21 protein-coding genes and 1 rRNA gene are annotated in these 26,788 nt (G+C 43.4%); 7 read left to right on the top strand and 15 right to left on the bottom strand.

Annotated features, from left to right (window positions below):
- Positions 1-75 (bottom strand): 16S ribosomal RNA (locus AC0YOD_RS21070); the annotation flags it as partial.
- A gap of 417 nt (positions 76-492) precedes the next feature.
- Here AC0YOD_RS21070 and glsA point away from each other — a divergent pair.
- A complete protein-coding gene (glsA, locus tag AC0YOD_RS21065) occupies positions 493-1,389 on the top strand; it encodes a glutaminase A (RefSeq protein ID WP_475801306.1) in 897 nt (298 codons plus the stop codon).
- A gap of 76 nt (positions 1,390-1,465) precedes the next feature.
- Here glsA and AC0YOD_RS21060 read toward each other — a convergent pair whose 3' ends face one another.
- The 5 genes from AC0YOD_RS21060 to arfA form a co-directional block, all read right to left on the bottom strand.
- A complete protein-coding gene (locus tag AC0YOD_RS21060) occupies positions 1,466-2,005 on the bottom strand; it encodes a YkvA family protein (RefSeq protein WP_475801289.1) in 540 nt (179 codons plus the stop codon).
- A gap of 105 nt (positions 2,006-2,110) precedes the next feature.
- Positions 2,111-3,958, bottom strand: coding sequence for an ABC transporter ATP-binding protein (locus AC0YOD_RS21055; RefSeq protein ID WP_475801288.1), 1,848 nt, complete (start codon positions 3,956-3,958; stop codon positions 2,111-2,113).
- The gene (locus tag AC0YOD_RS21050; protein ID WP_475801287.1) at positions 3,951-5,681 is read right to left on the bottom strand and encodes an ABC transporter ATP-binding protein; all 1,731 of its coding nucleotides are present in this window, start codon (positions 5,679-5,681) and stop codon (positions 3,951-3,953) included. The genes AC0YOD_RS21055 and AC0YOD_RS21050 overlap by 8 nt, the downstream gene beginning before the upstream one ends.
- A 172-nt stretch (positions 5,682-5,853) precedes the next feature.
- Positions 5,854-6,774, bottom strand: coding sequence for an ArsR/SmtB family transcription factor (locus AC0YOD_RS21045; RefSeq protein WP_475801286.1), 921 nt, complete (start codon positions 6,772-6,774; stop codon positions 5,854-5,856).
- Between the two features lie 98 nt (positions 6,775-6,872).
- Entirely contained in the window at positions 6,873-8,381 is a 1,509-nt protein-coding gene (gene arfA / locus AC0YOD_RS21040) for an arabinosylfuranosidase ArfA (protein ID WP_475801285.1), read from the bottom strand.
- A gap of 323 nt (positions 8,382-8,704) precedes the next feature.
- Between arfA and AC0YOD_RS21035 the strand changes: the two genes are divergently transcribed.
- The 3 genes from AC0YOD_RS21035 to AC0YOD_RS21025 all read left to right on the top strand — a co-directional run bounded on the left by AC0YOD_RS21035 (position 8,705) and on the right by AC0YOD_RS21025 (position 11,628).
- Positions 8,705-9,616, top strand: coding sequence for a sensor domain-containing diguanylate cyclase (locus AC0YOD_RS21035; protein ID WP_475801284.1), 912 nt, complete (start codon positions 8,705-8,707; stop codon positions 9,614-9,616).
- Positions 9,617-9,711: 95 nt separating this feature from the next.
- Positions 9,712-11,163 carry a SpoVR family protein gene (locus tag AC0YOD_RS21030; protein ID WP_475801283.1) on the top strand — a complete coding sequence of 484 codons (1,452 nt, stop codon included), beginning with the start codon at positions 9,712-9,714 and terminating at the stop codon, positions 11,161-11,163.
- A gap of 246 nt (positions 11,164-11,409) precedes the next feature.
- A complete protein-coding gene (locus tag AC0YOD_RS21025) occupies positions 11,410-11,628 on the top strand; it encodes a glycine zipper 2TM domain-containing protein (protein ID WP_475801282.1) in 219 nt (72 codons plus the stop codon).
- 79 nt (positions 11,629-11,707) lie between these two features.
- Here the strand turns inward: AC0YOD_RS21025 and AC0YOD_RS21020 are convergent, their stop codons facing one another.
- The gene (locus AC0YOD_RS21020; protein ID WP_475801281.1) at positions 11,708-12,619 is read right to left on the bottom strand and encodes a LysR family transcriptional regulator; all 912 of its coding nucleotides are present in this window, start codon (positions 12,617-12,619) and stop codon (positions 11,708-11,710) included.
- A gap of 125 nt (positions 12,620-12,744) precedes the next feature.
- On the opposite strand from AC0YOD_RS21020, the gene AC0YOD_RS21015 reads away from it, so the two are divergent.
- Positions 12,745-13,785, top strand: a complete 1,041-nt coding sequence (locus AC0YOD_RS21015) for a YeiH family protein (RefSeq protein ID WP_475801280.1) — start codon at positions 12,745-12,747, stop codon at positions 13,783-13,785.
- A 99-nt stretch (positions 13,786-13,884) separates the two neighbouring features.
- Here AC0YOD_RS21015 and AC0YOD_RS21010 read toward each other — a convergent pair whose 3' ends face one another.
- The 3 genes from AC0YOD_RS21010 to AC0YOD_RS21000 all read right to left on the bottom strand — a co-directional run bounded on the left by AC0YOD_RS21010 (position 13,885) and on the right by AC0YOD_RS21000 (position 16,817).
- Positions 13,885-14,997 carry a DNA alkylation repair protein gene (locus tag AC0YOD_RS21010; RefSeq protein ID WP_475801279.1) on the bottom strand — a complete coding sequence of 371 codons (1,113 nt, stop codon included), beginning with the start codon at positions 14,995-14,997 and terminating at the stop codon, positions 13,885-13,887.
- A gap of 203 nt (positions 14,998-15,200) precedes the next feature.
- On the bottom strand, positions 15,201-15,941 hold the full coding sequence (locus AC0YOD_RS21005) for a polysaccharide deacetylase family protein (protein ID WP_475801278.1): 741 nt from the start codon (positions 15,939-15,941) through the stop codon (positions 15,201-15,203).
- A gap of 162 nt (positions 15,942-16,103) precedes the next feature.
- Entirely contained in the window at positions 16,104-16,817 is a 714-nt protein-coding gene (locus AC0YOD_RS21000) for a YhcN/YlaJ family sporulation lipoprotein (RefSeq protein ID WP_475801277.1), read from the bottom strand.
- A 196-nt stretch (positions 16,818-17,013) separates the two neighbouring features.
- Between AC0YOD_RS21000 and AC0YOD_RS20995 the strand changes: the two genes are divergently transcribed.
- Together AC0YOD_RS20995 and AC0YOD_RS20990 are read left to right on the top strand one after the other, a co-directional pair.
- Positions 17,014-18,552: an FAD-dependent oxidoreductase gene (locus tag AC0YOD_RS20995; RefSeq protein ID WP_475801276.1), complete on the top strand. Its 1,539-nt coding sequence runs from the start codon at positions 17,014-17,016 to the stop codon at positions 18,550-18,552.
- A gap of 53 nt (positions 18,553-18,605) precedes the next feature.
- Positions 18,606-19,823 carry an MFS transporter gene (locus tag AC0YOD_RS20990; RefSeq protein WP_475801275.1) on the top strand — a complete coding sequence of 406 codons (1,218 nt, stop codon included), beginning with the start codon at positions 18,606-18,608 and terminating at the stop codon, positions 19,821-19,823.
- A 74-nt stretch (positions 19,824-19,897) separates the two neighbouring features.
- Here the strand turns inward: AC0YOD_RS20990 and AC0YOD_RS20985 are convergent, their stop codons facing one another.
- The 5 genes from AC0YOD_RS20985 to AC0YOD_RS20965 form a co-directional block, all read right to left on the bottom strand.
- A complete protein-coding gene (locus AC0YOD_RS20985) occupies positions 19,898-20,788 on the bottom strand; it encodes a transglutaminase family protein (RefSeq protein ID WP_475801274.1) in 891 nt (296 codons plus the stop codon).
- A complete protein-coding gene (locus AC0YOD_RS20980) occupies positions 20,785-21,780 on the bottom strand; it encodes an alpha-E domain-containing protein (protein ID WP_475801273.1) in 996 nt (331 codons plus the stop codon). The genes AC0YOD_RS20985 and AC0YOD_RS20980 overlap by 4 nt, the downstream gene beginning before the upstream one ends.
- 17 nt (positions 21,781-21,797) lie before the next feature.
- On the bottom strand, positions 21,798-23,255 hold the full coding sequence (locus tag AC0YOD_RS20975) for a circularly permuted type 2 ATP-grasp protein (RefSeq protein WP_475801272.1): 1,458 nt from the start codon (positions 23,253-23,255) through the stop codon (positions 21,798-21,800).
- A 243-nt stretch (positions 23,256-23,498) separates the two neighbouring features.
- Complete coding sequence (locus AC0YOD_RS20970) at positions 23,499-24,497, bottom strand: protoglobin domain-containing protein (RefSeq protein ID WP_475801271.1); 999 nt, start codon at positions 24,495-24,497, stop codon at positions 23,499-23,501.
- A gap of 187 nt (positions 24,498-24,684) precedes the next feature.
- A complete protein-coding gene (locus AC0YOD_RS20965) occupies positions 24,685-26,580 on the bottom strand; it encodes a PrkA family serine protein kinase (RefSeq protein ID WP_475801270.1) in 1,896 nt (631 codons plus the stop codon).
- Positions 26,581-26,788: the final 208 nt, after the last annotated feature.

The following is a 26,788-nucleotide window of genomic DNA, read 5'->3' as shown; positions in this document are numbered from 1 at the left end:
TCAACTCCGCTCGACTTGCATGTATTAGGCACGCCGCCAGCGTTCGTCCTGAGCCAGGATCAAACTCTCCAAATTGGTGTTTGACTTGCTCAAAAACTTTTATCGCTTTTTCGCTCATCCCGAAGGACTTGCGAGGCAGTTTGTTACTCGTTGTTCAGTTTTCAAAGAGCAATCTTTTCTTTCTTGTTTTGCTCGCCGTCCGCGTGTATCTCTCGGCCGGAATTAGAATATATCATGCTACCACCTAATTGGTCAAGCATTTATCAAAAAAAACTTTAAATTAATTTTAAAACCCTTATTCTTTCGCATATTTCACAATTTAACATTCCTTTTGCATACAAAATATTAATACAAGCCATCTACAAATTATGTTCACTCCTGTTATAAACTATGAGTATAAGAACAACATATAAATAAACATACCTTCATCAGCAGAGGAGCAGCAAAATGACAGCAACAGAAATTGAACGCTTACGTGCACTTTTACCTCAAATGCTCCAATCAAGCCGGCAGCTATGCAGCTTAGGAAAGGTTGCTTCCTATATCCCTGAATTATCAAAATCTCCTGCAGATGCGCTGGGCATTCATATTATGGATGGTCAAGGGCAATCGATCACTGGGGGCGACTGTGATCTGCATTTTACGATGCAAAGCATCTCCAAAGTGTTTACCCTGCTATTAGCTCTCATGGATAATGGTGAGGAAGCCGTATTCGACAAGGTGGGTATGGAGCCGACAGGAGACAACTTCAACTCTATGCTTAAGCTTGAGCTGGTTCAGCCAGGTATTCCTTTTAACCCGCTTATTAACGCCGGCGCGATTGCCATCTCTTCCTTAATTGCCGGCAGTACGCCTACCGAAAAATCAGAACGTGTACTCCAGTTTCTTCGCCTTCTTTCTAATAACAGTACTCTACATTATGATATGGATGTTTATCGTTCTGAAGCAGATACAGCAAACCTTAATCGATCAATGGCTTATTTTCTAAAGGATAACGGTGTACTTCAAGGCTCTGTCGAGGATGTTCTGGATGTTTATTTCCATCATTGCTCCATTAGCGTCACGTGTGCGGACCTTGCTCAAATGGCATTGGTGCTTGCACATAATGGTCAAAATCCGATTACTGGAGAAATATTGGTTCCTCGCCGCTATGTTCAAATTGCTAAAACCTTTATGACCACATGCGGCATGTATAATGCATCCGGTGAATTTGCTATTGGGGTTGGCTTGCCTGCAAAAAGCGGAGTATCAGGAGGCATACTTACAATGGTTCCTGGACGATATGGGATCGGTTTAGTCGGTCCAGCCTTAAATCCAAAAGGAAATAGTATTGCAGGGGTCGCGCTTCTACAGGCGATATCGAATGAGTTTGATTGGAGCTTGTTTTAAAAATAATTTAAAAATCAAAGGAAAGGGGAGCTCGCATAACGAACTCCCCCTTTCCTTTTGCAAAAGCTTGCTAAGCCTAATCAACAAGCTTTACATTTTTATTCAATACAAAAAATTGTTCCGCCTTATCTCTATGCTCATCCGTAATTTGCCCGCTCAGCGCTTTGTAAGCAAAAAACACTGCAGTTGCATCGTCCACGAAGCCTACCGCCGGCAAAAAATCTGGAATGAGATCAATCGGAAGTATCCAATACGCTAATGCACCAACCGCAGTAGCCTTTGCTTTTAGAGGTGTCTTCGGATCAATGGAGCAATAGTAAAGCGTGACTACTTCCTTCGCAAATGGAACTTTTGATGCATGCCGTTTGGCTTTTGCCCAAAAGCCCTCTTCCACATACTTCGTTTGCTTAGCTTGGTCTCCTATTTTCTCGATCCATTTATTTATATCGACTTCCTTTATTTCCTTATCGGCCACTTTAAGCGCTTCTTCTCTAGCCTCGTTTAGATCCTTCTCTTCCATAAAGGGAACGCCGCAGGACGAGCACCGTGCTTCAAATTGCTCATCTACATGTACTTCCTCTTGCTTTCCGCAATTTCGGCAATTGAGAACGGTCATCTCTTCACCTCCTCGTGTATTGTTCTTTATACTTCCCATTACCCAAAATAGTTTCAACTTGTAACATAAATAACATCTATTGTTGTCGATTAATGCAAAATCGTACTACATACTAAGCTTGCTGGCAGCAGCTTGTCCCTTAACCATACGACTATAGTAACCATTCTGTTCAAGGAGCTTCGAATGCGAGCCTTTCTCGATAATAGCTCCATCTTGGAGAACGATAATATTATCCGCTTGCTGAATTGTATTTAATCGATGAGCGATAACAAAGCTGGTACGCCCCGTCATAAGCCGCTGCAGCGCTTCCTGAATTTTAATCTCTGTAACGGTATCAATGCTGCTGGTAGCTTCATCGAGTACGAGTATAGATGGATTGGCCAAAATAGCCCTTGCGATAGCCAGCAGCTGCTTCTGCCCTTGACTAATACCGCTGCCATCCAGCTTAAGTGTTGCGTTATAGCCGTCCTTCAGTCGTACGATAAAAGAATGGGCATTGGCTAGCTTAGCCGCCTCTTCAACCTCTTCATCCGTTGCATCCAGTTTGCCATAACGAATGTTATCAGAAATCGTTCCTTCAAATAAGAAAGGATCCTGCAGCACGAATGCCATGTGTGAGCGCAAGTTTTCTCTCTTGATGGTACGGCTGTCGTTGCCGTCTATTTTGATGCTGCCAGCGCTAGGGTCATAAAAACGGCAGAGAAGTTGTATAAGCGTTGTCTTCCCCGCTCCCGTTGGACCAACAAGCGCAACGGTTTCACCCGGCTTTACATCAAAGCTCACGTCATGAATGGTCGCGGAGCGTCCGTCATAAGCAAAGCTGACATTCTCAAAGATTACAGCACCAGTCACCTGATTCAGGTCTCTTGCTTCCGTCTCGTCACTCCGCTCTTCCGGTTCTGCGAGAACATCAAATACCCGTTCTGCACCGGCAACAGCCGAGAGCAGCGTGTTCCATTGATTAGCCAAATCATTTAGCGGTCTCGTGAATTGTCTGGAGTACTCTGCAAAAATTACGATTACCCCAACTGTTATTGCATCATTTAGCACGAATATAGCCCCGATGCCTGCAATGATGGCAAAGCTTAAATTGTTCAGTGCATTCATTAGCTTTGGTATAAAGCCCGATATGGTCTGAGCCCAAAAGCCTGACACTCGAATACGTTCATTGCGCTGCTTAAACTCGCCGATAACCGTATCCTCCTGCGAGAAAGCTTTTACAATTCGCTGACCGGAGAGTGTTTCTTCTATATAACCATTCAAATCTCCTAGATTGCGCTGCTGAGCCTTGAATAAGCGTCCAGTTTGCTTCGTGATCCATTTCATTCCCAGCACCATAAGTGGCACAACGATAAATGTTAGTAAAGTAAGCATAGGACTAAGCGACAGCATAACAGAGACAGTTCCTATTAATAGAAGAACACTGGAGAACACTTGAATAACGGAGCTGTTTAATGACGCGCTCACATTCTCAATATCATTCGTCACTCGGCTCATAAGCTCTCCATGCTGACGCTTGCTGAAATAAGAGATGGGCAATCTATGCAAATGCTCAAACAATTGAACGCGCATACGATAAACCGTCTTCTGAGAAATCGTGATCATCCAAATGCTCTGCAGCCACATCGTTAAGGAATAAAGTGCATACACGGCCGCCATCCCGACTAGATAGGTTACAAACCCGCTTCCTCTATTCAATAAAAAATGATCGATCGCAGTACCTGCCAAATAAGGACCAAGCAGAGAAAATGCTGAGCTTAAAACAACCATTAAGATAACGGAAACAAGCTTTCTTTTATACTCCGTCAAATATCCCCACATCTGCTTTAATGTGCGAGAGGTGTTTTGAGCTCTTTGCTTTTTCTTCCCCTTGCCTGTGCCTCCTGCTGTTTGTTCTTCTATGATCCGTTCTGGTTTTGTATAGTGAAAGGGCTCCATAATGGACTTAAACATGGGACACACCTTCCTTTCCAAACTGCGATTCATAGATTTTCAGATATAAGCTTGATTCCCGAATGAGCTGATTATGCGTACCCTGAGCAATGAGTTCGCCTTCGTCCAGCAGCAATATTTGATCCGCTTCTGCGGTTGAGCTTATTTTTTGAGTAACAAGAAATGTCGTGCATTTCATAGCCTTTAGCGCTTGCAATAAAGCCATTTCAGTCCCAACATCAAGAGCGCTTGTGCTATCATCGAGAAGCAAAACAACCGGCTTCCGCACGAGCGCACGCGCAATCGTCAACCTTTGCTTTTGACCTCCTGATAGATTAACCCCCTTCTGACCAACAATGGTGTCGTATTGCTCAGGAAGCTTCATTATGGTTTCATGTATTTGAGCCATCTTAGCGGCTTCTATTATTTCTTCAAGCGTAGCGTCTTCCTTGCCCCAACGAATATTTTGTTCCACACTGCCTGTGAACAGCATGATCTCTTGCGGAACATATCCGATCCTTTTGCGCAGATGCTCTAATTTCATTTGACGATTATCATTTCCATCCATCAAAACGGTACCGCCCTGCACATCATATAGCCTTGGAATGAGCTGAAGAAGGGAGGTCTTTCCTGATCCGGTTGCCCCTAAAATGGCGATGGTTTGCCCCTGCTTTGCTTGGAATGAAATATCTTTCAATATGGTCTGATCCGTATCCGGGTATTGAAAGGATACATTTTCAAAGGAAACATCACCCGTTCTTAGCTTCATTGAAGCATCGCTTTCATTTGTATCCTTAAGATCGATATCGGTTAACAAAATATCCTCAACCCGCTGTGCAGAGGCGCGAGCACGTGAGAAGTTGACCACAATCATCGACATAATGGAGAGAGCTCCTGTCGTTCTCGTCGCGTAATTGACGATAGCTATTACTTCACCAGATGTGGCGCCATTTGTATCCAGCTCGATTCGACCAAACCAAAGAACAGCGATTACACTAGCATTCATAACAAGCATGACGATCGGCATCGTCGTCTCCGTCAGACGCAGTGCCGACACGGTCCGATCCACCAGTTGCTCGCTAGAGCGTGCAAATCGCTTGGATTCATGCTTCATTCGAACAAACACTCTTATAATGCGCATACCTATTAAATTTTGCTGCATCATACCATTTACCCCGTCAAGCTGCTGTTGGACGGAACGAAACAAGCCTTCACCCTTTTTAAGTACCCAAAAGAGGAAAATAGCTAGAACGGGGATAGCTGCAGCGAGCCACATGGCAAGCTTCGGTTGAACAATAAAAGCCATCACAATGCTGCCAATAACAAGCAAAGGAGCGCGAAGCATAATTCTCAAGCCCATGAACACTGTATTTTGAAGCTGCATAACGTCGTTGGTAAGTCTCGTAATGAGGGAGGATTCCGGGAAACGATTAAAGTTCGCGAAGGAAAAGGCTTGCACCTTTTCATACAGCCGTTCTCTTAAATCAAAGCCAAAGCTCTGACTCACATGAGCAGCATAGAAGGAGCTTAGTATACCGACAACGAAAGCTAAGATGGAGCAGACAATTAGTACACCGCCCCATTTCAACACAATCGATAAATCATTATGACCGATGCCGTCATCAATAATTCTGGATATGATAAAGGGCTGAAACAACTCTACCATTAACTCCATCAGCATTAGTAATATAGCAATGACGACGGCAACTCGATATTTTTTCAAATAAGAGAACATAGTCCGCATCTTCGTTCCTCCAAGCAGTAATGGATTCTTTCGCTATTAGGCGCGAATATACCCATTATAGCCCTTTAGCTCAAAAATGGCATTTATTATGAACCGAAATGATGCTGGAGAGTTTGAAAAGTGGAGGTTGGATACAGGGAACATAAGCTTACGAAATCCAAGATGCCTTTCTTTACGTGCCTTTGACATCCTCATAAAATACACGGAACATGATGTCGTGGTTGTAGTTGCCAAATCCCTTTCCATATATGGTCAGACCGCCCACATGGACCGCCTCTTCCTTCACTCCGATACGAAAAGTCCAAAAGTTTCGCTCTAAACCAATTTCACCAATTCCCACCGATGACATCTGCTGCCCATCGATAAACGTTCCATCTTCTTGAATTCTGATGACCTTCAATAAGCCGTATTGGTTAATGCGGTCCTGCCACCATGCCGGCGAGAATCTGCCTCGTACATCTCCGTAGTCGCCAGGGCTTGTCCACATGCCTATATCCAGTCCATTTAGTGCAAAATCGATATCAGAAGGCCAGTTTTCATTAACGCCCGGCGCTTCAGACCCAAGCTCCATCGTGATTTCCAATGCAATGGGACGCTGCCCTGCAAGCAAATAATTCGGAACCTTATATTCGACATAGCCTTTGCCAAACCATAAAATACCCGCATTCATTCGCTCCGGCTCCAAGAAGAAGCGCGGATCATCAAACTGACCGATCATTTTATCGACTGTCGCAATTCCGCAGGTTGGAAACACCTCGAATTGTGTAAAATGTCCTACCGGCACGCTTACCTCATGCACCTTCTTAACATCTTGTGATGGATATGGCAGCTCTATTGAAATAGAACGTTCAGCGATCGTGCATATCTTATGTGTTCCGCCATGCTTGCGGACCATCTTTGTCTGTACTATTCCAGCCTTCTCCAGCTTGCGAATGTGCATCGTCACGATTGCGCTGCTCAGTCCAAGCGCTTCTGCAAGCTCCTTCACATTCATGGAATCGGATGCAAGCAAATTAATGATAGAAAGTCGAACGGGGCTTGCCAGAGCTTCATATAAAGGCAACCATGCTTCTTCTGTATTTGCGTGAATCATTCTATCTCTCCCTTCCTCTGTCTTATAACAATAGAAGGGCATCCCAAAGACTGCAATCGCAGCTTTCGGATACCCTCGGCTAGTGTATGCTTTTATTATTATAGCTTAATACGAATAACATTCCATGATGCTTTACCTAATGTAGCTTCAATTTTGCCGCCAGCGCCAATAGCAGCGTTACCTGAAGTATGAGGCGTTACGCGGTTTGGTGCATCTGCTGTATTCGTCATTAGCAGATCCTCATGCTCAAGTACAATGTGCTCGATCACTTGGAAGGCGCCAAAGCTGCGAAGATCGATCTCAAAAGGCAATGCCTCTTCAATGTTGCGGTTAACTGCGAAGATCGTTACTTCTTCTTTCTCTTCATTATGTACCGCAACCGTCTCTAGGTATGGTACATCTGTAAAATCCTTCGAGTCGTATTTTGGGGACTTAACGAGCGGTACAAGTACCGTTCCGCGTCCAAAAATACTTGTATGCATATACGGGAAGTATATGGTTTGCTTCCATGCAGGACCGCCGTTTTGCGTCATGATTGGAGCGATGACGTTAACAAGCTGTGCGATACATGCCATTTTCACCCGATCTGCACGTTTCAACATACTTATAAGCATACAGCCTACAACAAGCGCATCCTCATGATTGTATACATCTTCAAGCTGAGGCGGAGCAATTTGCCAAGGATCAAGCTTTCTATCATGCTCATTGGAATGGTACCATACATTCCACTCATCAAAAGATAAATTAATCTTCTTCTTGCTGCGTTTTTTCGCTTGGATATAATCACATGTAGAAATGACACTATTGATATACGAATCCATACTCATGGACTGCGCAAGGAAGTTCATCGTATCTTTTTGTGAATTATTATAGTATTGGTGAATGGAAAGGTAATCAACTGTATCATAGGTCAAATCCAGAACAGATGCTTCCCATTCCGGGAATGTCGGCATACCGATATTAGAGCTTCCACAAGCTACTAGCTCGATTGAAGGATCAATCAAACGCATTGCTTTACCTGTTTCGTTAGCCAGACGACCGTATTCCACTGACGTTTTATGACCAATTTGCCACGGTCCATCCATTTCATTGCCTAAGCACCATGTTTTTACGTTATGCGGATCCTTGTAGCCATGCTGAATACGAAGATCACTCCAATAGGAACCAGATGTATGGTTGGAGTATTCAAGAAGGTTGCGCGCTTCGTCTATGCCGCGTGTGCCTAGATTAACCGCCATCATTGCTTCTGTATTTGCTTTTTTACACCAATCCATAAATTCATTAAACCCAACCCAGTTCGGTTCAATTGTTCTCCAAGCAAGCTCAAGCTTACGAGGACGCTTATCGACAGGGCCAACGCCGTCTTCCCAGTTGTAACCGGATACAAAATTACCTCCTGGATAACGAACGATCGGTACATCCAGCCCTTTTACAAGCTCAAGCACATCTTTACGAAATCCATTTTCATCGGCTTCTGGATGATCCGCTTCATAAATGCCTCCGTAAACTGCGCGACCTAGATGTTCGATGAATGAACCATAAATCCGTTTATCAACCTCACCGATTTGAAAATCCTTATCTACGATCATTGATGCTTTGTTTGCCATCTTCATCCACCTCGTCGTTAGATTAATAAGCGCATTAATTAGTAACTCAATCATTAACAATGATGACTATAGTAATATTTAACTACAGGTCCGTAATTAATTCAAGCATTAATTTCACTTAACTGAATTAATGATTTAGTTAATTCAAAACGATGGGCAATAGAAACATAAAAAGAGAGACTAAAGATGGTTACTATTCTTTTATAAAATGGGTCGAATTTCCTAATAAAACAGGATTGTTCCCTTGAGTTAGTCCTCTTTTTCGACTACTATGGAACTATAAGGCAATTATTCTTTTCCAGACAACAGCAGGAGTTGATTCCATGAGCAGCCATGCACGCTCACTAGAAGATGCAGCCGAGCATATCATAGACACCCTGAAGCATTTCCTACAAGTAAATACATTGTTTATTGCTACGAATGACGGTTTTTCCAAACGCATTTTGAGAGCGTTTAACCGTCATGAGCAAATGATCGACCCCGACCAAGCCTGCAATTCATTGCCGTTAAGCTTAGGCGGGCTTGTTTTCTCACAGCCTGATTCTATGATTAATATCGCTAATACGCTCGAGGACCCTAGAACAGCGGCTTTACCTCTTTCTGAGCAGCTTGGACCGTGCTCATTTGTTGGAATAGCTGTAAAAACAAGCGGCGATCAGTTATTAGCCTCCATCTGCTTGATGGATCGTGAGCCAATAACCTTAAATGAGAATCAACTCGCCTTCATCCAATCTCTGTCTTCTTTATTCAGCTATATTATTGAGCTGGAAAATGCGAGCGTTACAGACAGTTTGACAGGCCTTTACAATAGACGGTATTTGTCCCATTTATATCGCAATGAATCGGACAAGCAGTTTAGCGTCATGTTTATCGATATCGACGATTTCAAAGAGGTCAATGATTCATTTGGCCATGATTTTGGCGATCTGCTTCTATTGGAGATTTCTTCAAGACTCAAACGCAGCGTTCGAAAGACAGATATATTAATCAGGTATGGCGGCGATGAATTCGTAATTTGCTTTCAACATTTGGTAGACAATCATGATATCGCTTTCGTTGCTGAGAAGATCCAGGCTTCTATTAAGGAGCCCTTTTCCATTAACGGACAGCCCATTCACATATCAGCAAGCATTGGAGTCAGCTCAGCACCCGGTCGAGGCTGCAGTCTTATGGATCTCATCAGCGATGCCGACCATGCCATGTATGGTATTAAACAAAATGAAAAGAACCCTTAATCGGGTTCTTTTTTTGTTTTATTCACTGACATAACCTTGGCCATCCGTTCATACACATGGTATGAATCGTATTTTCGAATGCGGAGGGATGACGAATGAACCAAGATGAGATTCGCGCGCTGGAGCGATCCATCGATGAAATAACTGAAATTGCGCAAGGGTTTGGACTCGACTTTTACCAAATGCGATATGAAATATGTCCGGCTGATATCATCTATACGTTCGGCGCATACGGCATGCCAACCCGCTTTAGTCACTGGAGCTTCGGGAAGACCTTCAATAAAATGAAGATGCAGTATGATTTTGGTCTGAGTAAAATCTATGAGCTCGTCATAAACTCCAATCCTTGCTACGCTTTTCTTCTGGATGGAAATTCCCTGATCCAGAACAAGCTCATAGTCGCTCATGTCCTCGCTCACTGTGATTTTTTCAAGAACAACGCTCGCTTCGGGGTTACGAATCGCAACATGGTTGAGAGCATGTCTGCTACTGCCGATCGCATCCATCAATATGAGATGGATCACGGAACAGAAGCTGTAGAGAAATTCATCGATGCCATTCTTGCTATTCAAGAGCATGTTGATCCCACGCTTATAAAGCCCTATCAACTCGATAAGAAGCGGTATATCGAAATGGTTCAAAAAGACAGTGAACGCTCCGAATGGAATATTCCCGCTTCCCAGTATGATGATATATGGAATTTAGATCCCGATCGGATAGCAGCAGCCGCTTCAGCCGCCGATTCGCAAGCTCTCGATGCCAAGCGATTCCCTCCGCGCCCAGAGAAGGATATCGTATGGTTCATTGAAGAATACTCGCCGACTCTTCAGGACTGGCAGCGTGATATCTTATCCATGCTGCGTGACGAGATGCTGTACTTCTGGCCGCAAATAGAGACGAAAATCATGAACGAAGGCTGGGCTTCCTACTGGCATCAACGCATCATCCGGGAGCTGGATCTCACAAGCGAGGAAACGATTGAATTTGCCAAGTTAAACTCCTCCGTTGTCCAGCCGTCTCGCCACAGTCTCAATCCTTATTATTTGGGACTCAAAATATTCGAGGATATCGAGCGGCGCTGGGATCATCCTACGAAGGAGGAGCAGGCTCGCTTCGGGAGGGTGCCTGGGAGCGGACGTGAGAAGATGTTCGAGGTTCGAGAGCTCGATTCCGACACCTCCTTCATTCGCAACTATTTAACAAAGGATCTGGTTAATGATCTCGATCTTTATATTTTCGAGAAGAAGGGTCCGGAATGGAAAATCACCGATAAGTCATGGGAAAACATCCGTGACCAGCTCGTTTACTCCAAGGTGAATGGCGGTTTCCCCAGCCTAATGGTCAAGGATGGCGATTTCAATCGGGTCGGTGAGCTTTATCTCATTCATGAATACGAGGGTATGGAGCTGGATCTCAAATATGTGGAGCGCACCCTGCCAAGTGTAGTCCAGCTATGGGGCAAAAACGTTCATTTGGAAACGTTCGTCGAGGATAAAAAGATTGTGTTCAGCTGTGATGGGAAGAAAACGAGTCGTAAATTTGTATAATGAATATGATATTAACTCTCCCGTATTCGCTTGAAAATGTACTAAATGTGAGAAAAGGCTGCCAAAAGGCAGCCTTTTTTTAATTGCTTGTAATTAAATATTATGTCTCCAATCAGATCTATGGAACTGAAGTTCTTGATTACATTACTTTTCTAAATCAGAATCATTTCCGTTTGGTTAGGGCAATATAAGCTTTGGCACTGCACTGAAAGTAGCAATGATTATAAAAATGAAGGAGGGATAGGAATGACTAAATACAACGAACGCGATCGTAATGAAGATTCTAATAATGTTGACGCTGCAGAAGCTGTAGGAACAGTGGGCGGCGGAGCTTTAGGTGCTGTCGTAGGTTCCGTTTTGGGTCCTGTAGGAACTGTTGTAGGTGGAGCCGTAGGCGCAGCGTTGGGCAATAAAATGGGTGAAACTGACGAGGGTAATGACGACGAAACTCGTCGAGAAGAATAAACGAATGAAAGGCTGCCACTGTCAGTGGCAGCCTTTTTATATCATTATTGTCCTTTAGAATCCTGAAAATGTTCCAGTCCTAATGGCTTCCTGATGCAAAAGCAGTCAATTCTTTATTATGACGCAGTAGATGGAGAAATTCTTGGAGTGCCTTTGTCTGGTACGGGGATGTCGTAATCATTGAAAACTGCCTTAAAAACGGCAAGCCCTTGACATTAAGCACCTGCAGATCGCCATTACGAAGCTCCTTTTGAATCGCCCACTGTGATAATAAGCTGATTCCTAATCCCGCTTCAACTGCACCCTTGATGGGCTGGGTACTGCTGAAAACCATCATGTTAGCTGGGTTGATCTCGAAGCGTTGAAATAGGCTCTCAGCCGCCTCTCTTGTACCAGATCCAAATTCACGCAAAATCCATCTTTGTTCTTCTAGTTCATTTATTACTACCTCATCACCTTTATGTATAAGCGGATGATCGGGCGATGCTACGACAACCATATAATCTGCTGCAAATTCCTCTGACCGCAGTTGACTATCCTCTTTGAAATGACCTTCCACTATTCCGACATCGAGTTGATGGTCCATCACTAATTTAGCAATTTCAGCTGTATTGCCAATCGTTACGGTTGGCTTGATATCAGGATAGACTTCCTGCATTTTTGCAATAATACGAGGAAGAGCATATTCTCCAAAGGTATAACTTGACCCAATAGAAAGAGGTCCGCTTGCTTTATTTGTTAGATCATCCACAAGGTTTTGCATCTTCGTATAAAGTCCCACGATTTCTTTGGCATGATGATACACAATTTCTCCGGCTTTTGTTAGTCTTACATATTTATTCGTTCTCTCCAGCAGCCGCACACCCATATTTTCTTCAAATATACGGATGTATTGACTAACCGCAGGCTGTGTCATATGTAATTCTTCGGCCGCTCTGGAAAAATTCCTTTTCTCTGCAACCATCACAAAGACCTGCAATTGTTGATCCATTTTCCTTCTCCTTTCTACTGCAAGGCTTTTAATTTTATTATAACATTTCACTTATGATTATAATTATAAATAGTTATTTTTCTTATGATCAGAATTGAACTATAGTTAGTTCAGGAGGTGTTCAAATGGCTTTAGCAAATATAAACGCAAGGAATTATGCAGCAAAAAGGCCATCCTCACTAGCATTATGGACCAGCGGGGTAGCATTCACGCTTCTTATTGCTTTACTAGGTTACTTGTTAGTGTTAGTGCCTGGATTTGATCATGTGGGGCAGATGGCATGTGCGATCATTATCGCTGTTGTTTATCGTCAAATATTTGGGTATCCGGAGGTCATTCGTTCTGGAATCGCCTTTTCCTCCAAACATCTACTGCGAGCAGCCATCATTCTTTATGGATTGAAGTTAAATATTGCGACTGTTCTGAATGATGGAATTGGACTTTTACTTCGTGACACCGGAGTCATTGTTTTCGCTATCTTTCTAACGATTTGGCTGGCTAAACGATTCAAAGCTGATAAAATGATTTCGTTGTTGCTTGGAGTTGGAACAGGGATATGCGGGGCAGCCGCAATTGCTGCAATTGCACCCATTGTTAAATCCAAGGATGAAGATACCGCAATCAGTGTCGGTATTATCGCATTGATGGGAACGATCTTCGCCATTGCCTATACCATCTTGCGCCCGTATTTACCGCTCGATGCCATTCAATATGGCATTTGGTCAGGAACGAGTCTTCATGAGGTAGCCCATGTGCCGCTGGCAACCGCACCTGCCGGAGAAGACGCTCTAACCATTGGCCTATTAGCCAAATTGGGACGAGTCTTTTTACTGGTTCCAGTCAGCTTTGTATTTATCTATATCATGAAGAGAAAAAATAAAGGTTCCAAAGATATAGCTGCCCAGATTGAGTTTCCATGGTTCCTTGTAGGCTTTATTATCTTAAGTATTTTAGGAAGTTATGTGTTCGGTCATTCCATTCCTGTGCCCGATAGCGTTATGAGCGTTGTTTTCACTTTAACAACATGGTTACTAACTGCAGCAATGGTCGGACTTGGGCTGAATGTAAGTCTGAAAGATTTACGTACGCGAGCTTTGCGACCACTCATTGCGATGACTATTACTTCAGTTGCATTGTCCGTTATTGTTTTCTTTACCGTTTTGTAATGCTTCAATTTTGAATCATATTGCAATAGAGAGCATTTTGCCGCTTAAAGGAAAAGGAGGAAAGGGCGTTCCATAAGGAGCGCCCTTTCCTCTTTCACTCTATTTCTCTTCATCTTGAAGCATAATAACCGTTTCCGCAACTTCAACCCCATTGACTGAAAGCGTAATACGATGCTCCCCTGGATAATGGCGTCTGGTTGTCAGATCCGCCCAGCGATGTGTCCGAATACCTTTAAGAACCGATCCGCCTGAGACAGTCTTATCAGATAACAGAAACAGTTTACGAGAAGTATTTCCCTTTGCCTTCACAAAATAGATCCCATATTCGATCCTTATTCGTACCGGATCTCCGTCTCTAATAGTAAGCTCATAACACAGTTCAGAGTTGCCGCCAAACGGCAGCACTGCAGGTTCTACTGATAGCTTCGCAAAGGTCGTGAGAATCATTCCTTCTCCCGCTTCAGCATAACCGAATAATGCCAGAATTTCTGGATCAGCCTTACGGATCAAGGTTCTGCATCCATGTCGAACAATCCAATCTGTATGCGGGTGAACGCCGCTCCAGCGCCTAGCTGTTTCCAGCACAGTGGCTGGATGATCCTTGGCGATATCATTTAGATTATTAGCCACACTTTTGCGAACGTACAGAGATGAGTCCTCCTTCAGCAACTCCAAAACAGGCAGCAGCGGAGAGGGATCTCTCTTAAACATACCAAGCGCTTGTCCCCACGGCAGACGTGGACGGCAGCCTTCGCTTGCCAGCCGACGAACATGCTCACTGGGATGCTTCGCCCAAACCTCCATCTGACGCATCATTCGCTCCGGATCTCGCAGCAGGAATGGTCTAACGGCAAACTCCGAGGATGATCTGGCGGTGAATCGCTCCAAAGCCTTCATGGACAATGCCCAGTGCTCTTCCCCCTGACCGTACACCTCTACGAAATCAGGGAAAAATAAATAAGGAAAACCAACGCAGGATTCGTCTATTGCAAATAATACGTTTAGTGCTTCTTCATATCGTTTTGGCAGATACTTTCCTAGCATCTCTGAGATTTTCCGCATTCGTTCTTTTAGTTTAAGCTCATCCCAGCTCTCGTCTATCGTATCGGCAATAAATGCCGGAGTGTCAAATTCCTTATATACGGCTTTTATTTTCTCACCAAATCCCGTGATAAAGCTTTCATCATACATATCCTTTAATGGTTCAGCCATCTTTAATCTCCTTCCAAGGCAACCGCACCTGTTTGGTGCTTTAACTTATTTCCATCATAACAGCCAAACCTAGACAACAGTAGGTCAAGTTAACCTGTTATCGTTTTTCACAAAATAAAAAAACCTGACGCAATAACGCCAGATTCATTTAGAGTATGCCAAGCCTATAAGGGATCTACTCTGATGAGTGGGGGCCCTATAGGCTATATTTTAGGGATCTTATTGTTGGATTGCTCTGACATTAGATCTGATACGGTAACGAATTTGAAGCCTCTCTTATCAAGCTCAAATAAAATCACCTCTAATGCTTTTACCGTTTGCAAAGAACCTTGAATATAATCATGAAGTAAAACGATATCACCATTTCTAGCATTATTCACTACTTTATTCACGATTGCATTTACGCCTGGGCTTCTCCAATCATTCGTATCCTGATGCCAAGACCACATAATTGTTGTATAACCGAGTGTTTTAGCAATTTCAATTGATCTTTCATTATAGTAGCCTCCAGGCGGGCGAAATAATAATGGTTTTTTCCCCGTTAAGGCTTCTAATGCTTCATCGGTTTTCACAATTTCCTCTCTAATCGTAGCGGAGTTGATCGATCGTTTGAAGTATACATGATTGAACGTATGGTTAGCTACCTCATGCCCTTCTGCAACCTCTCGCTTTATCGTCTCTGGAAATCGTTCTACTTTATTGCCTATAACAAAAAAAGTAGCTTTTGCATCGTATTGTTTTAAGAGATCCAATATTTTCTCTGTCGTGTTTGGATAAGGTCCATCATCGAAGGTAAGGGCAATCAGCTTATCCTCCATGGGAACCTCCCAAATAACCTCTCCTCTTTCCTCATAAAAATATCGATCCTTCTTGATCGGATTATCAAATCCAGCCAACATCATGAGAACGAGCACTAACAATATGCTTCGCTTAACGATTACCAATATATTTCCTCCTGGCCTTTTACTGCATTTGATTATGTCTAAATTCCTTTTGACGTCATTGTAAACAATTGTTCATTACTATGTATAATGCCCTTGCAGTCTAAAATTTATTAAATAGCGGTTGGCAGCTTCGAAGAGCTGCCGACCGCTATTTTACAGTTATTAACGAAGCGGTCTTGTTACCGCTGCGCCAATATCACGAATCATAAGAGCTACATCATTGGCCAATGTTTTTACAGGATGAGCCGAACCCATATTAACATTCATCGTGTTAATTCTTTTATGCAAATTCGGATCAGATGTCACATGAATATTGTAGTGCGGATATTGATTTTTCAGCGCAGCATGAACTTGTTTTTCAATCGTCGCTTTTTTGCCAGAGTTGCTTACATCAATACCAACAATGGCGTCTTTATTATTAACTACAACTGTTGCTTTCTTCACTCCGCTTACTAATCTTGCTCGATCAGCAAGCTGTTTCGCTTCTTTGTGATAATTTACACCCACTCGATTTACATCATTACTTTTCATTCCCAATCCATCTGTTGTCGTACCTCTATTGGTTATACCCAAACCATCAGTTGTCGTACCTCTATTGGTCATGCCCAATCCGTCAGTTGTTGTTCCCATTCTGTTATTCGTCATGCCTGTTGTGTTATCAGTAAGACCAATGCCTGTTCCATCTACATAATTTCGATTATCCGCAATTCTTCCTGTATTGTAAGGCATGGTGGATCTCGTACCAATACGGTTTACATCATTTTTCATCCGTACTGCTTCTTCCCTTACCGTCCTACCTTGACCACAAGCAGTTAAAGATAATCCCAGTGTTAGTACCATTACAGACATTACGATTGGCTTCACATGTTTATTCACTCATTAACACCTCCTGTGTAATGGTTATAAGGTCTGCAAAGTTCGAGTAAACATACATGGGAAAATTACATGAGCTTGCTTCTGCATGAAAGCTAAAAAATGATGCTGACGATTGTGAAGAAGCAGCATTGATTGGATTAAATGTTAGCTCTTTGCATAGATTAAAAGCATCAATTCAACGAGAAGGAGATCCGTAATGACAAAACCGTTTTCCATTCCACAATTTCCTGAATCCTATTGGATAGCTTCTAATTCAGAAGAGACGGAGACGACATACCCTAAACTTGAGGAAAGTATAGAAACTGACGTCACCGTTGTTGGGGGAGGTATTTCCGGCATCACAACCGCTTACCTTCTCATCCAGAAGGGATTCAAGGTCGTTCTATTAGAAGCAGGCAAGCTCCTTAACGGTACAACGGGACATACGACAGCCAAAATAACAGCGCAGCATGATCTGATCTATGGGGAGCTTATAAAAAGTATTGGACAAGAAAAAGCTGCCTTGTATTTCAACGCTTCTCATGAGGCATTGAAATTTATAAAGAAAACGATACAGCAAGAAAATATTCAATGTGGATTTTTAGAACAGAATAGTTACCTTTACACCAATTCAGAAAATGATATAAGTAAGCTGGAGGATGAATTCTCTGCCTATGAGGCTCTTGGGATTCAAGGAGCCTTTACGGATAAGTTGCCCTTACATATCCCCGTTAAAGCAGCAGCTGTTATGTATAACCAAGCACAATTCCATCCCCTGCAGTATTTGAATGCACTTGTTCAAAAGTTTGTTGAGGGCGGAGGTGTTATTTATGAGAATACGACAGCTGTAGATGTGGAAACAGGCCCCATACCTCGTGTAATAACGAGCCGAGGACATCAAATTACATGCAAGCATGTGGTATCCTGCACACACTTCCCTTTTTATGACGGCCATGGTTTCTATTTTGCGCGAATGCATGCTTCCCGATCCTATGTGCTTGGAGTAACGATAGACGGAAAGTATCCGGGCGGTATGTATTTAAGCGTAGAGGAGCCAAAGCGTTCCATTCGCTTTGCTGAGACTGACGGGGAATCCCCTCTTATTCTTGTTGGAGGACAAAGCCATAAAACCGGACAAGGTATATGTACGATTAATCATTATGAAGAGCTGAAGAGATATGCCGAGCATCATTTTCAATTAAAGGATATTCATTACCGTTGGTCTGCTCAAGACCTTGCGACAGGTGATAAAATACCGTACATCGGTCGAATAACAGCTTCCTCTCCCAATATTTACATAGCAACAGGATATAACAAATGGGGAATGACAAACGGTACAGCAGCAGCTCTGCTTATTCAAGATTTGATTACCGATACGGAAAGTAAGTATGAAGAGGTTTTTTCTCCGTCCCGCTCTCTTTCATTTACAACAATCAAGAACCTTATCGTCGACAATGCTGATGTAGCAAAGCACTTAATTGCGGGCAAGCTTGAGATGGTGAACAAGACAGCTGAGGATCTTGCGAATGACGAAGGATGTGTTGTGCGTCTCCACGGCAAAAGAGCAGGTGCTTATAAAGACGAGAATGGTATTCTTCATCTTGTCGATACGACTTGCACACATATGGGCTGTGAAGTCGAGTGGAATAATGGTGATCGAACCTGGGACTGTCCTTGTCATGGTTCTAGATTTTCAATTAGCGGTGATGTGATTGAGGGGCCTGCGGAAAAACCTTTAAAACAACTGCAGCAATAGGACATAACCACATGACATTCCAAATTCACTTACGTTTAGAAAGGTGACCATCTGTGAGCGAAAAAAAGAAATGGGACTTAGCCGCTTTAGCGTCTATACCTTTAATCATGACGCTTGCCAATTCCATGCTGATTCCCGTTCTTCCGCTAATGCAAAAAAAACTGCACATCACTTCCATGCAGTCCAGTCTCATTATTACGGTATATGCTGCGGTCTCCATCATTTGCATTCCGATCGCCGGCTATTTATCCGATCGCTTCGGACGAAAACTAATCATAATCATTGGCCTCTCCATTGCCGCAATCGGCGGTTTAATATCTGGATTAGCCGCTTGGTTAATGGATTCGCATGTGTATATAACCATACTCGGAGGAAGACTCATTCAAGGAATCGGTGCTGCCGGAGCTTTTCCAATCGTTCTTCCCCTTGTTGGCGACATGTTTAAGAGCGAGGAAGAGGTTAGCAGCGGTCTAGGCATGATCGAGACATCCAATACATTTGGAAAAGTGCTTAGTCCCATTCTAGGCGCAGCGCTTGCCATGGTCGTTTGGTTTCTTCCGCTTGCTGTCATACCCTTTATATGTGCGATTTCAATAGCTGCGGTGGCTATTTTCGTTAAAGCGCCTAAACAAAAGCAGAAGTCCGAGAGCAGCCTCAAAACTTTTTTTAAATCCACAGCGTCAATATTGTCTGAAAAAGGACGATGGCTATATGCCATTTTTACAATAGGCGGCATTTCCATGTTCATTATGTTCGGGTTTCTCTACTATTTATCTTCCGTCCTCGAAGATCACTACAGTATTGATGGTATTTGGAAAGGGCTATTGTTAGCCATCCCACTAAGCGCCATCTGTCTCGCTTCGTTTATTACTGGAAAAATAGTAGGAGAAAAAAAGGGGAGAATGAAATGGTTTACCGTCATTGGCATGATCATATTAACGGCAACCATGCTGACCTGCGGGCTTGTTAACACAAAAGGGCTTGTCTTTTTATTGTCCTTCATGTTCATCAGCGGCGCAGGAATTGGTTTTGCCCTGCCTTGCCTAGATGCATTAATTACGGAAGGGATCGAAAAAAAGCAGAGGGGCACCATTACTTCCTTATACAGCAGTACGAGGTTTATCGGAGTAGCTATTGGACCTTTAATCACCTCTTTGATTATAAAAAATGAAGTTTTGCTTTTCTGCATCTTTTCCGCCTGTGCCCTGCTGTGCGCTATTTTAGCATTGGCGGCTGTTAAACCAACCAGTAAAGAACAATCTACCACGTAACTTTTAAAATCACAAAATGCTCCCTATTCTCTTGGAGAAATGAGGGGGCATTTTGTTTTTTCGTAAGCTTCCCGTTATTCTTCAACATTTTGAACATCTACGGTCACATGAAGAATTTGCTCTCCCGTACCTCTATAGACGCCCTTTACAGGAACAATATCCTTATAATCTCGACCATGACCAAGCTTCACGTATCTTTCTCCTACAGGGTCTACATTGGTTGGATCAAAGCTGCACCAGCCAAGTCCAGGGACAAATGCCTCAACCCATGCATGGGAAGCCTGCTCGAAGTCTGCACTCCCACCTTGCAAATCACCAACAAAGTGATAGCCGCTCACATATCTCGCCGGTATGTTAATCGCTCTGCAGCCTGCAATCATCAAATGCGCAAAATCTTGGCATACCCCTCTTTTTCTCTCGAACATCTCAGACGTTCTTGTCTTCACATCCGTTGCATCAGGATCATAAATGAATTCAGTCCGAATTTTGCTCGATAAGGCTGAAAGCCAGTCCAGCACGCTAACTTGAGGGGCATCTTCCTTCCCCTTAAGCTCATCTACAAACTGTTCTACCTCTGGTGTGACAGCTGTATATTCTGTCGTCAACAAAAATTCCGTAAATCGATTATTCGCGTCTTCAGACAGCAGCCACTTCCATCCTTGCTCAGGAGATCGTTTACTCAAATAAAATGCCCGTTCCTCCGGTGAAGGTGCTTCTTTCGTGACGACCGTCATATTGGTTCGTATCGTAAGCCGCTTATGAGGACTATTAACAGAAAAAGCATGCACCCTATTTCCAAAATAGTCCTCATACGTAAATAGCGAAGCATTCGGCTCAATTGAGATTGCTTGCTGGTAACAGGATTGTCGTTCATTCGTGCTAGGCGTAAGCCTTATTTCATTGACACTGTCCGTAACGGCCTCGGCGTATTGGTATTGCGTCACATGTGAAATACTCAGCTTCATGCGCTTGCCTCCCCCATGCGAAAAAAGGTTTTTGCGAATGCCACCCCCAGCTGCTGACAAGCACTCAGCAAATGTGTAACGATCGAACCATTGCGATCGATCACCATATCCTCACGCTCCAAGCAAGCCAAATCCGCTGTTATTTTACCTACTTGGCGTATAACGCGTTCATGAGCTGTGCGGAGCTGCTTATCCTGAAGCTCTATATGTCTCATATGATCATCTAATGTATGAAGGGAAAAATGAAGAGATCGCGGAAAAGCTCCATTCAACACGACAAACTCAATAATCGACTCTACTGATATGCCATCAGCATAATAACGACGGAACGCTTGGTAGCCGCTCACGGATCGAAGCACCGCCTGCAGATAAGGATAGGCGTTCGTACTATTCCAGCTATCTCCGCTCACCGCATTGCCAACCGCTTGAATAATTCGGAGCGTATTCTCCGATCGCTCTAAGTAACGGCCGCATTCTATGAAATGCCATTCATTTTCTCGAGGCATAACCGACTGACTGACTCCTAGAAATAAAGCTGTCCATTCCTTTATCCGTCCAAAAAACAAATGAGGCGACTCTCGAAGCATATCATCAGGCTGTTTTTCTCTTAGCCATAGATAAAAAGCATTGGTCACATCCCACATTTCACTGGGCACCTTCTCACGAAGTGTACGCAGATTGCCCCTTGCATGGCTGACACAGGATACGAGTGAATTAGCATTATCACGATCCAGTGTTGTATAGAACAATACATCCCGTTCATTATAAGTGCCGTATTGATTTTCATATGCTTCCCGGCTGCCTAGCGCATCAACGATTCTTGCCCACTTTGAGAAAGGCTCTTTCCTTTCATCACCGCCATTCTCTTCTGCGCTGCTGATCTCTTCTTCAACTTGAAGATGATAATGCACATCAATCAGCCTGGCATGATTTTCGGCACGCTCCATATATCGCCCTATCCAAAATAATGCCTCTGCATTCCGGTTCAGCATCGCATTCCCTCCATTATTTATCGATTAAGCACCCACGTATCCTTTACTCCGCCGCCTTGTGAAGAATTGACAACTAGTGAACCTTCAGTCATTGCAACGCGAGTCAAGCCTCCTGGAATAACATGAGTTTCCTCTCCCATAAGTGCAAAAGCCCGTAAATCTATATGTCTAGGAGTCATTGACCCATTAGCCATAACCGGCGCACGCGAAAGCTTCATTGTCGTCTGGGCAATATAGCGGCCTGGGTCTCGCTTGATCGCTTCTGTGAATGCTTGGAGCTCCTTCTGTGTTGCAGTAGGTCCGATCAGCATGCCATAACCACCCGATAAAGAGGTTTCCTTCACTACTAGCTCATGTAAATGGTCGAGAACGTATTCTCGTTCTTCCTTGCGAGATAAAATATAAGTAGGAACATTATGCAATAATGGCTCTTCACCTAAGTAATACCGAATCATATCGGGAACATAGGCATATATGGCTTTGTCATCCGCAACTCCAGTGCCTGGCGCATTCGCAATGGCAACATTCCCAGCACGATAAGCATTCATAAGACCAGGAACCCCTAGAAATGAATCAGGTTGAAAAGCAAGCGGATCTAAGAAATCATCATCAATCCTGCGATAAATGACATCGACTTGACGAAGTCCACGCAGATCTCTTAAATAAATTTTATGGTCTTTGTAGACGAGATCTCTCCCTTCAACCAGATGTATGCCCATCTGCTGTGCTAGAAAAGTATGCTCGTAATAGGCGGAATTGTAAGCGCCGGGCGTAAGTAGAACAATTAGCGGATCACGTTTACCGTTGGGGGAAAGCGCGCGGAGCGAGCTTAAAAAGCAATTCAAACTGCGGTCGATGCTTTGTACCGAGCAAGACAAATATAAATCGTGGAATAACTCACTCATTAACGTTCTGCCTTTAAAGAGATAAGAAAAACCGGAAGGAGAACGCAAGTTATCTTCAAGAACGTAATAACGCCCCTTCTCATCACGTATCAAATCAATACCTGATGCTGTAATATATACACCGCCCGGAACATGTAGACCTGCCATTTCTGGACGAAAATAAGTATTAGACACAATCATTCTCCGCGGAATTATGCCGTCTGACACAATCCGTTGTCCGTGGTACACATCATGAAGAAATGCATTCAATGCGCGGATTCGCTGCCTTACGCCTCGATCTACAACCTCCCACTCATGCCTTGGAATTACCCGTGGAATGTAGTCAAACGGAATGGTTCGCTCTAGCGGTTCATTATGCGCACCGCTATAAAGCGTAAATGTAATGCCTTCCTCCATCATTCGTTGGTTAATCGCGTTTTGACGAATCGCAAGCTCAGCTGGCTTCATTTTTCCAAATAATCGATGAACACTGTCATAGTGGGCGCGAACTGAAAAGTCCTTGTCGAACATTTCATCATAAAATGCTTGAGAATCGTAAAATTGCGATTGCGACTGTTTGGCCGTCGACATGACAACCGCCTCCTCCATGATGGGCGCAGCACCTTTTTGGTGCTTCCAGTGTGAACATTCGATCTTTAATGTTATTTTCATGTTAATAATCTTAACATTCCAAACAACATTGTATCTGATTGTTAAGAATATCATACTAAAATTTGTAAACAGAGTCAACTTACTTAACACAAAAGCAGGAACCCTCCATCTGAGAGAATTCCTGCTTTTTCTAAGCTGCATATTGAAATGTGATTCATTCCGTTAATTTAATTGCTCTAAGTCCTTCGCAACCTTCTCGACCATTTGAACAAATGAAGCAAGCTCCTTTGAACGCGCTGCTTGGTTGCGAGCCTCACTTGAGGTTAGCTCTGATTCTTGTCTAACAGATGTTAGCTTCTTATCGATCTCTAACAGTTTGTCTTGAATGCCTTCAAGTGCATTTCTTGATGATGCGGCAAGCTTGCGTACCTCATTGGCAACGACTTCAAATCCGCGGCCATGTTCACCTGCTCTTGCAGCTTCTATTGCTGCATTAAGTCCAAGCAGATGCGTTTGATCGGATAATCCTCGTATTAACGTTCCCATTTCATTAATGCCTTCTAGCTCCTCACGAAGCTCTCCCAATAGTGTATGCGTCTTATCCTGAGATTGCGAAGTTGAAATAGCCGTAGCCGCAATAGATTGCGCACCCTCGTCCAATTCCAGCATAAGCGAAGCGAGCTCCTGAACGGCGCTCGTTACAGTAGTCAACATATCCGCACGGTCATCTGCTAATTCTTGAATTTGCTGCTGCTCTTTCAGGTTGTATGCCTCAAGCACATACTGGGAATCCAGATTAAACATTTTCGATAGAGAGTGGACAACTTCCTTCCACTGGTCCGGAATAACTTTTTGAAGCAACGCAGAGGAAATATCCAAATAGACCATGTATGCCCCAAGATAATAGCTGGTTGTCAATCCAATTCGAGAATGTACTTTGCCAATCTTAATTCGGTTATCAACAAATGAATCATCGATTGTCCCTTCAGTTAGGGACATATAGTACCAACGCTGCGTGTCTTTCAAGCGCTCTATCGTGCTAAATTTCGAAATAATAGCAATAAGTTCAGGCTGCTTCTCAATATTTTCATAAAAACGATCTACTACCTCATCAACAATTTTTTCGAAAATCGGTTTGCATTCTGCGAGATATCGTAAATCACGTTCCGTGATCCCTGTATATTCAAGTTGCTTCTTACGCTCTCCCGTTAATTTGATCAATTAGTCCGACCCCTTCGGTGTATAGTAGTTAACTATCACTTATTATATCGGAAAAAGTTACGGGAAAAAGCATACTTTTCATTTTTATCCAATCAAAATTTTTTATGACATTTTCGCAAAAGAAAAGCTGACAGACATTTGTCCGCCAGCACCCCTTCACTAATTCGCCATTCCAATAAATTAAAACTTAGCGATTTAGCAAGCTTCCAACATAACGCAGCAATTCATTTCCGCATACTGGGCAATACCCATGCTCGTCAATGAGCCGCTTGGTCACTTCATTAATACGCTTCAATTGATTCTCATCCGGCGTCTTCGTAGAGGTTGTTATTTTGACGATATCCTTCAAATCTGCAAACAGTTTCTTCTCCACTGCTTCCCTGAGCCGTTCATGGCTCGTAAAATCAAACTTTTTCCCTTTCCGCGAATAGGAAGAGATACGAATCAAAATTTCTTCACGGAACGCCTTTTTCGCATTTTCGGATACTCCAATTTGTTCTTCGATCGACCTCATAAGCCGCTCGTCTGGATCCATCTCTTCACCTGTTAACGGATCCTTTATCTTTGCCCAGTTGCAGTAGGATTCGATATTGTCTAAATAATTTTCGAACAAAGTTCTTGCAGACTCCTCGTAGGAATAGACAAACGCTTTTTGAATTTCCTTCTTCGCCAGCAAATCATACTCCTTGCGCGCAACTGAAATGAAATTCAAATACCGCTCTCGTTCTTCCTTCGTAATAGATGGATGCTGATCGAGCCCCTCTTTGAGGGCGCGAAGTACGTCCAGCGCATTAATGCACTGCGTATCCTGCTTTATCAACGCGCTTGAGATGCGATTGATGACATAACGGGGATCAATTCCCGTCATTCCTTCCTCAAGGTATTCATTTTGCATCTCTTTCAAATCTGCTTCCTTGAAGCCCTCTACTTCCTCACCATCGTACATGCGCATCTTCTTAACGAGATCCATGCCTTGTTTTTTCGTTTCCTTCAGTCTTGTGAGGATAGAGAAAATAGCTGCGGCACGCAGGGCATGAGGGGCAATATGAATATGTCTCATATCGCTCTGGCCGATCAGCTTCGTATAGATTTTCTCCTCATCAGATACCCTTAGATTATAAGGAACCGGCATGACAATCATCCTGGAATGGAGCGCTTCATTTTTCTTATTGCTAATAAATGATTTGTACTCTGATTCATTGGTATGCGCAATAATAAGCTCATCGGCACTAATCAAAGCGAATCTGCCGGCTTTGAAGTTGCCCTCCTGCGTCAGCGAAAGTAAATTCCATAGAAATTTCTCGTCGCATTTCAGCATCTCTTGAAATTCCATCAATCCGCGATTTGCTTTATTCAGCTCCCCGTCGAAACGATAGGCGCGCGGATCAGATTCCGAGCCGAATTCCGTTATAGTAGAAAAGTCGATACTGCCAGTTAGATCGGCAATATCCTGTGATTTGGGATCAGATGGGCTGAACGTACCGATTCCTACACGATTATCCTCTGAAATAAATACTCTTTCCACAAGAACATGCTCGATATCACCGTCATATTCGGTTCCTATCCGCATTTGGCAGGAAGGGCATAAATTCCCCTCAATTCGAACGCCAAGCTCCTTCTCAATTTCAGGACGCAGCTCATGTGGTACGAGATGCAGCGGATCTTCATGCATCGGGCAGCCTTTAATCGCATAAACGGCTCCACGTTCCGTTCTTGAGAAACGCTCTAGCCCTTTTTTGAGCATCGTGACTATCGTTGACTTGCCTCCGCTGACGGGTCCCATTAACAATAATATCCGTTTACGTACCTCAAGCCTCCGAGCCGAGGAATGGAAATACTCCTCTACAAGCTTCTCGATCGCATGGTCCAAGCCAAAAATTTCTTGATCAAAAAATTTATACTGCTTGCGGCCCCCAACGTCCTCTACCCCATGAGCTTCAATCATTTCATAAACGCGCGCATGTGCAGTCATGGCCGGGGACGGGTCCTTCCGTAGCAATTCAACATACTCCTTGAATGATCCTGTCCATGCAAGCTTCTCACTCTCAGCCTGATACTCCGATATTCGCTTGAAAATGTCCATACCGTGCCTCCTCCCATCGCTTCCGCATTCCACTAATCTTTCTACGCCCGGGATTTGTTTCTAGACGCTCTATCGAGTGGTGCCAACTTTTATTGAAGTATTACATTTCTATGCTTATTCAGGTAGGAAATTGACCACTATTTTTGTCCTTCATCCATCAAAATACGACAAGTCGGCCTTTTGCTTTGTTATAATGGGGTTAATTACA

The organism is Paenibacillus sp. J31P13 (genome assembly GCF_056269295.1).
The sequence above is the reverse complement of the archived record's forward strand: the minus strand, read 5'-3'. Positions and strand labels throughout refer to the sequence as shown.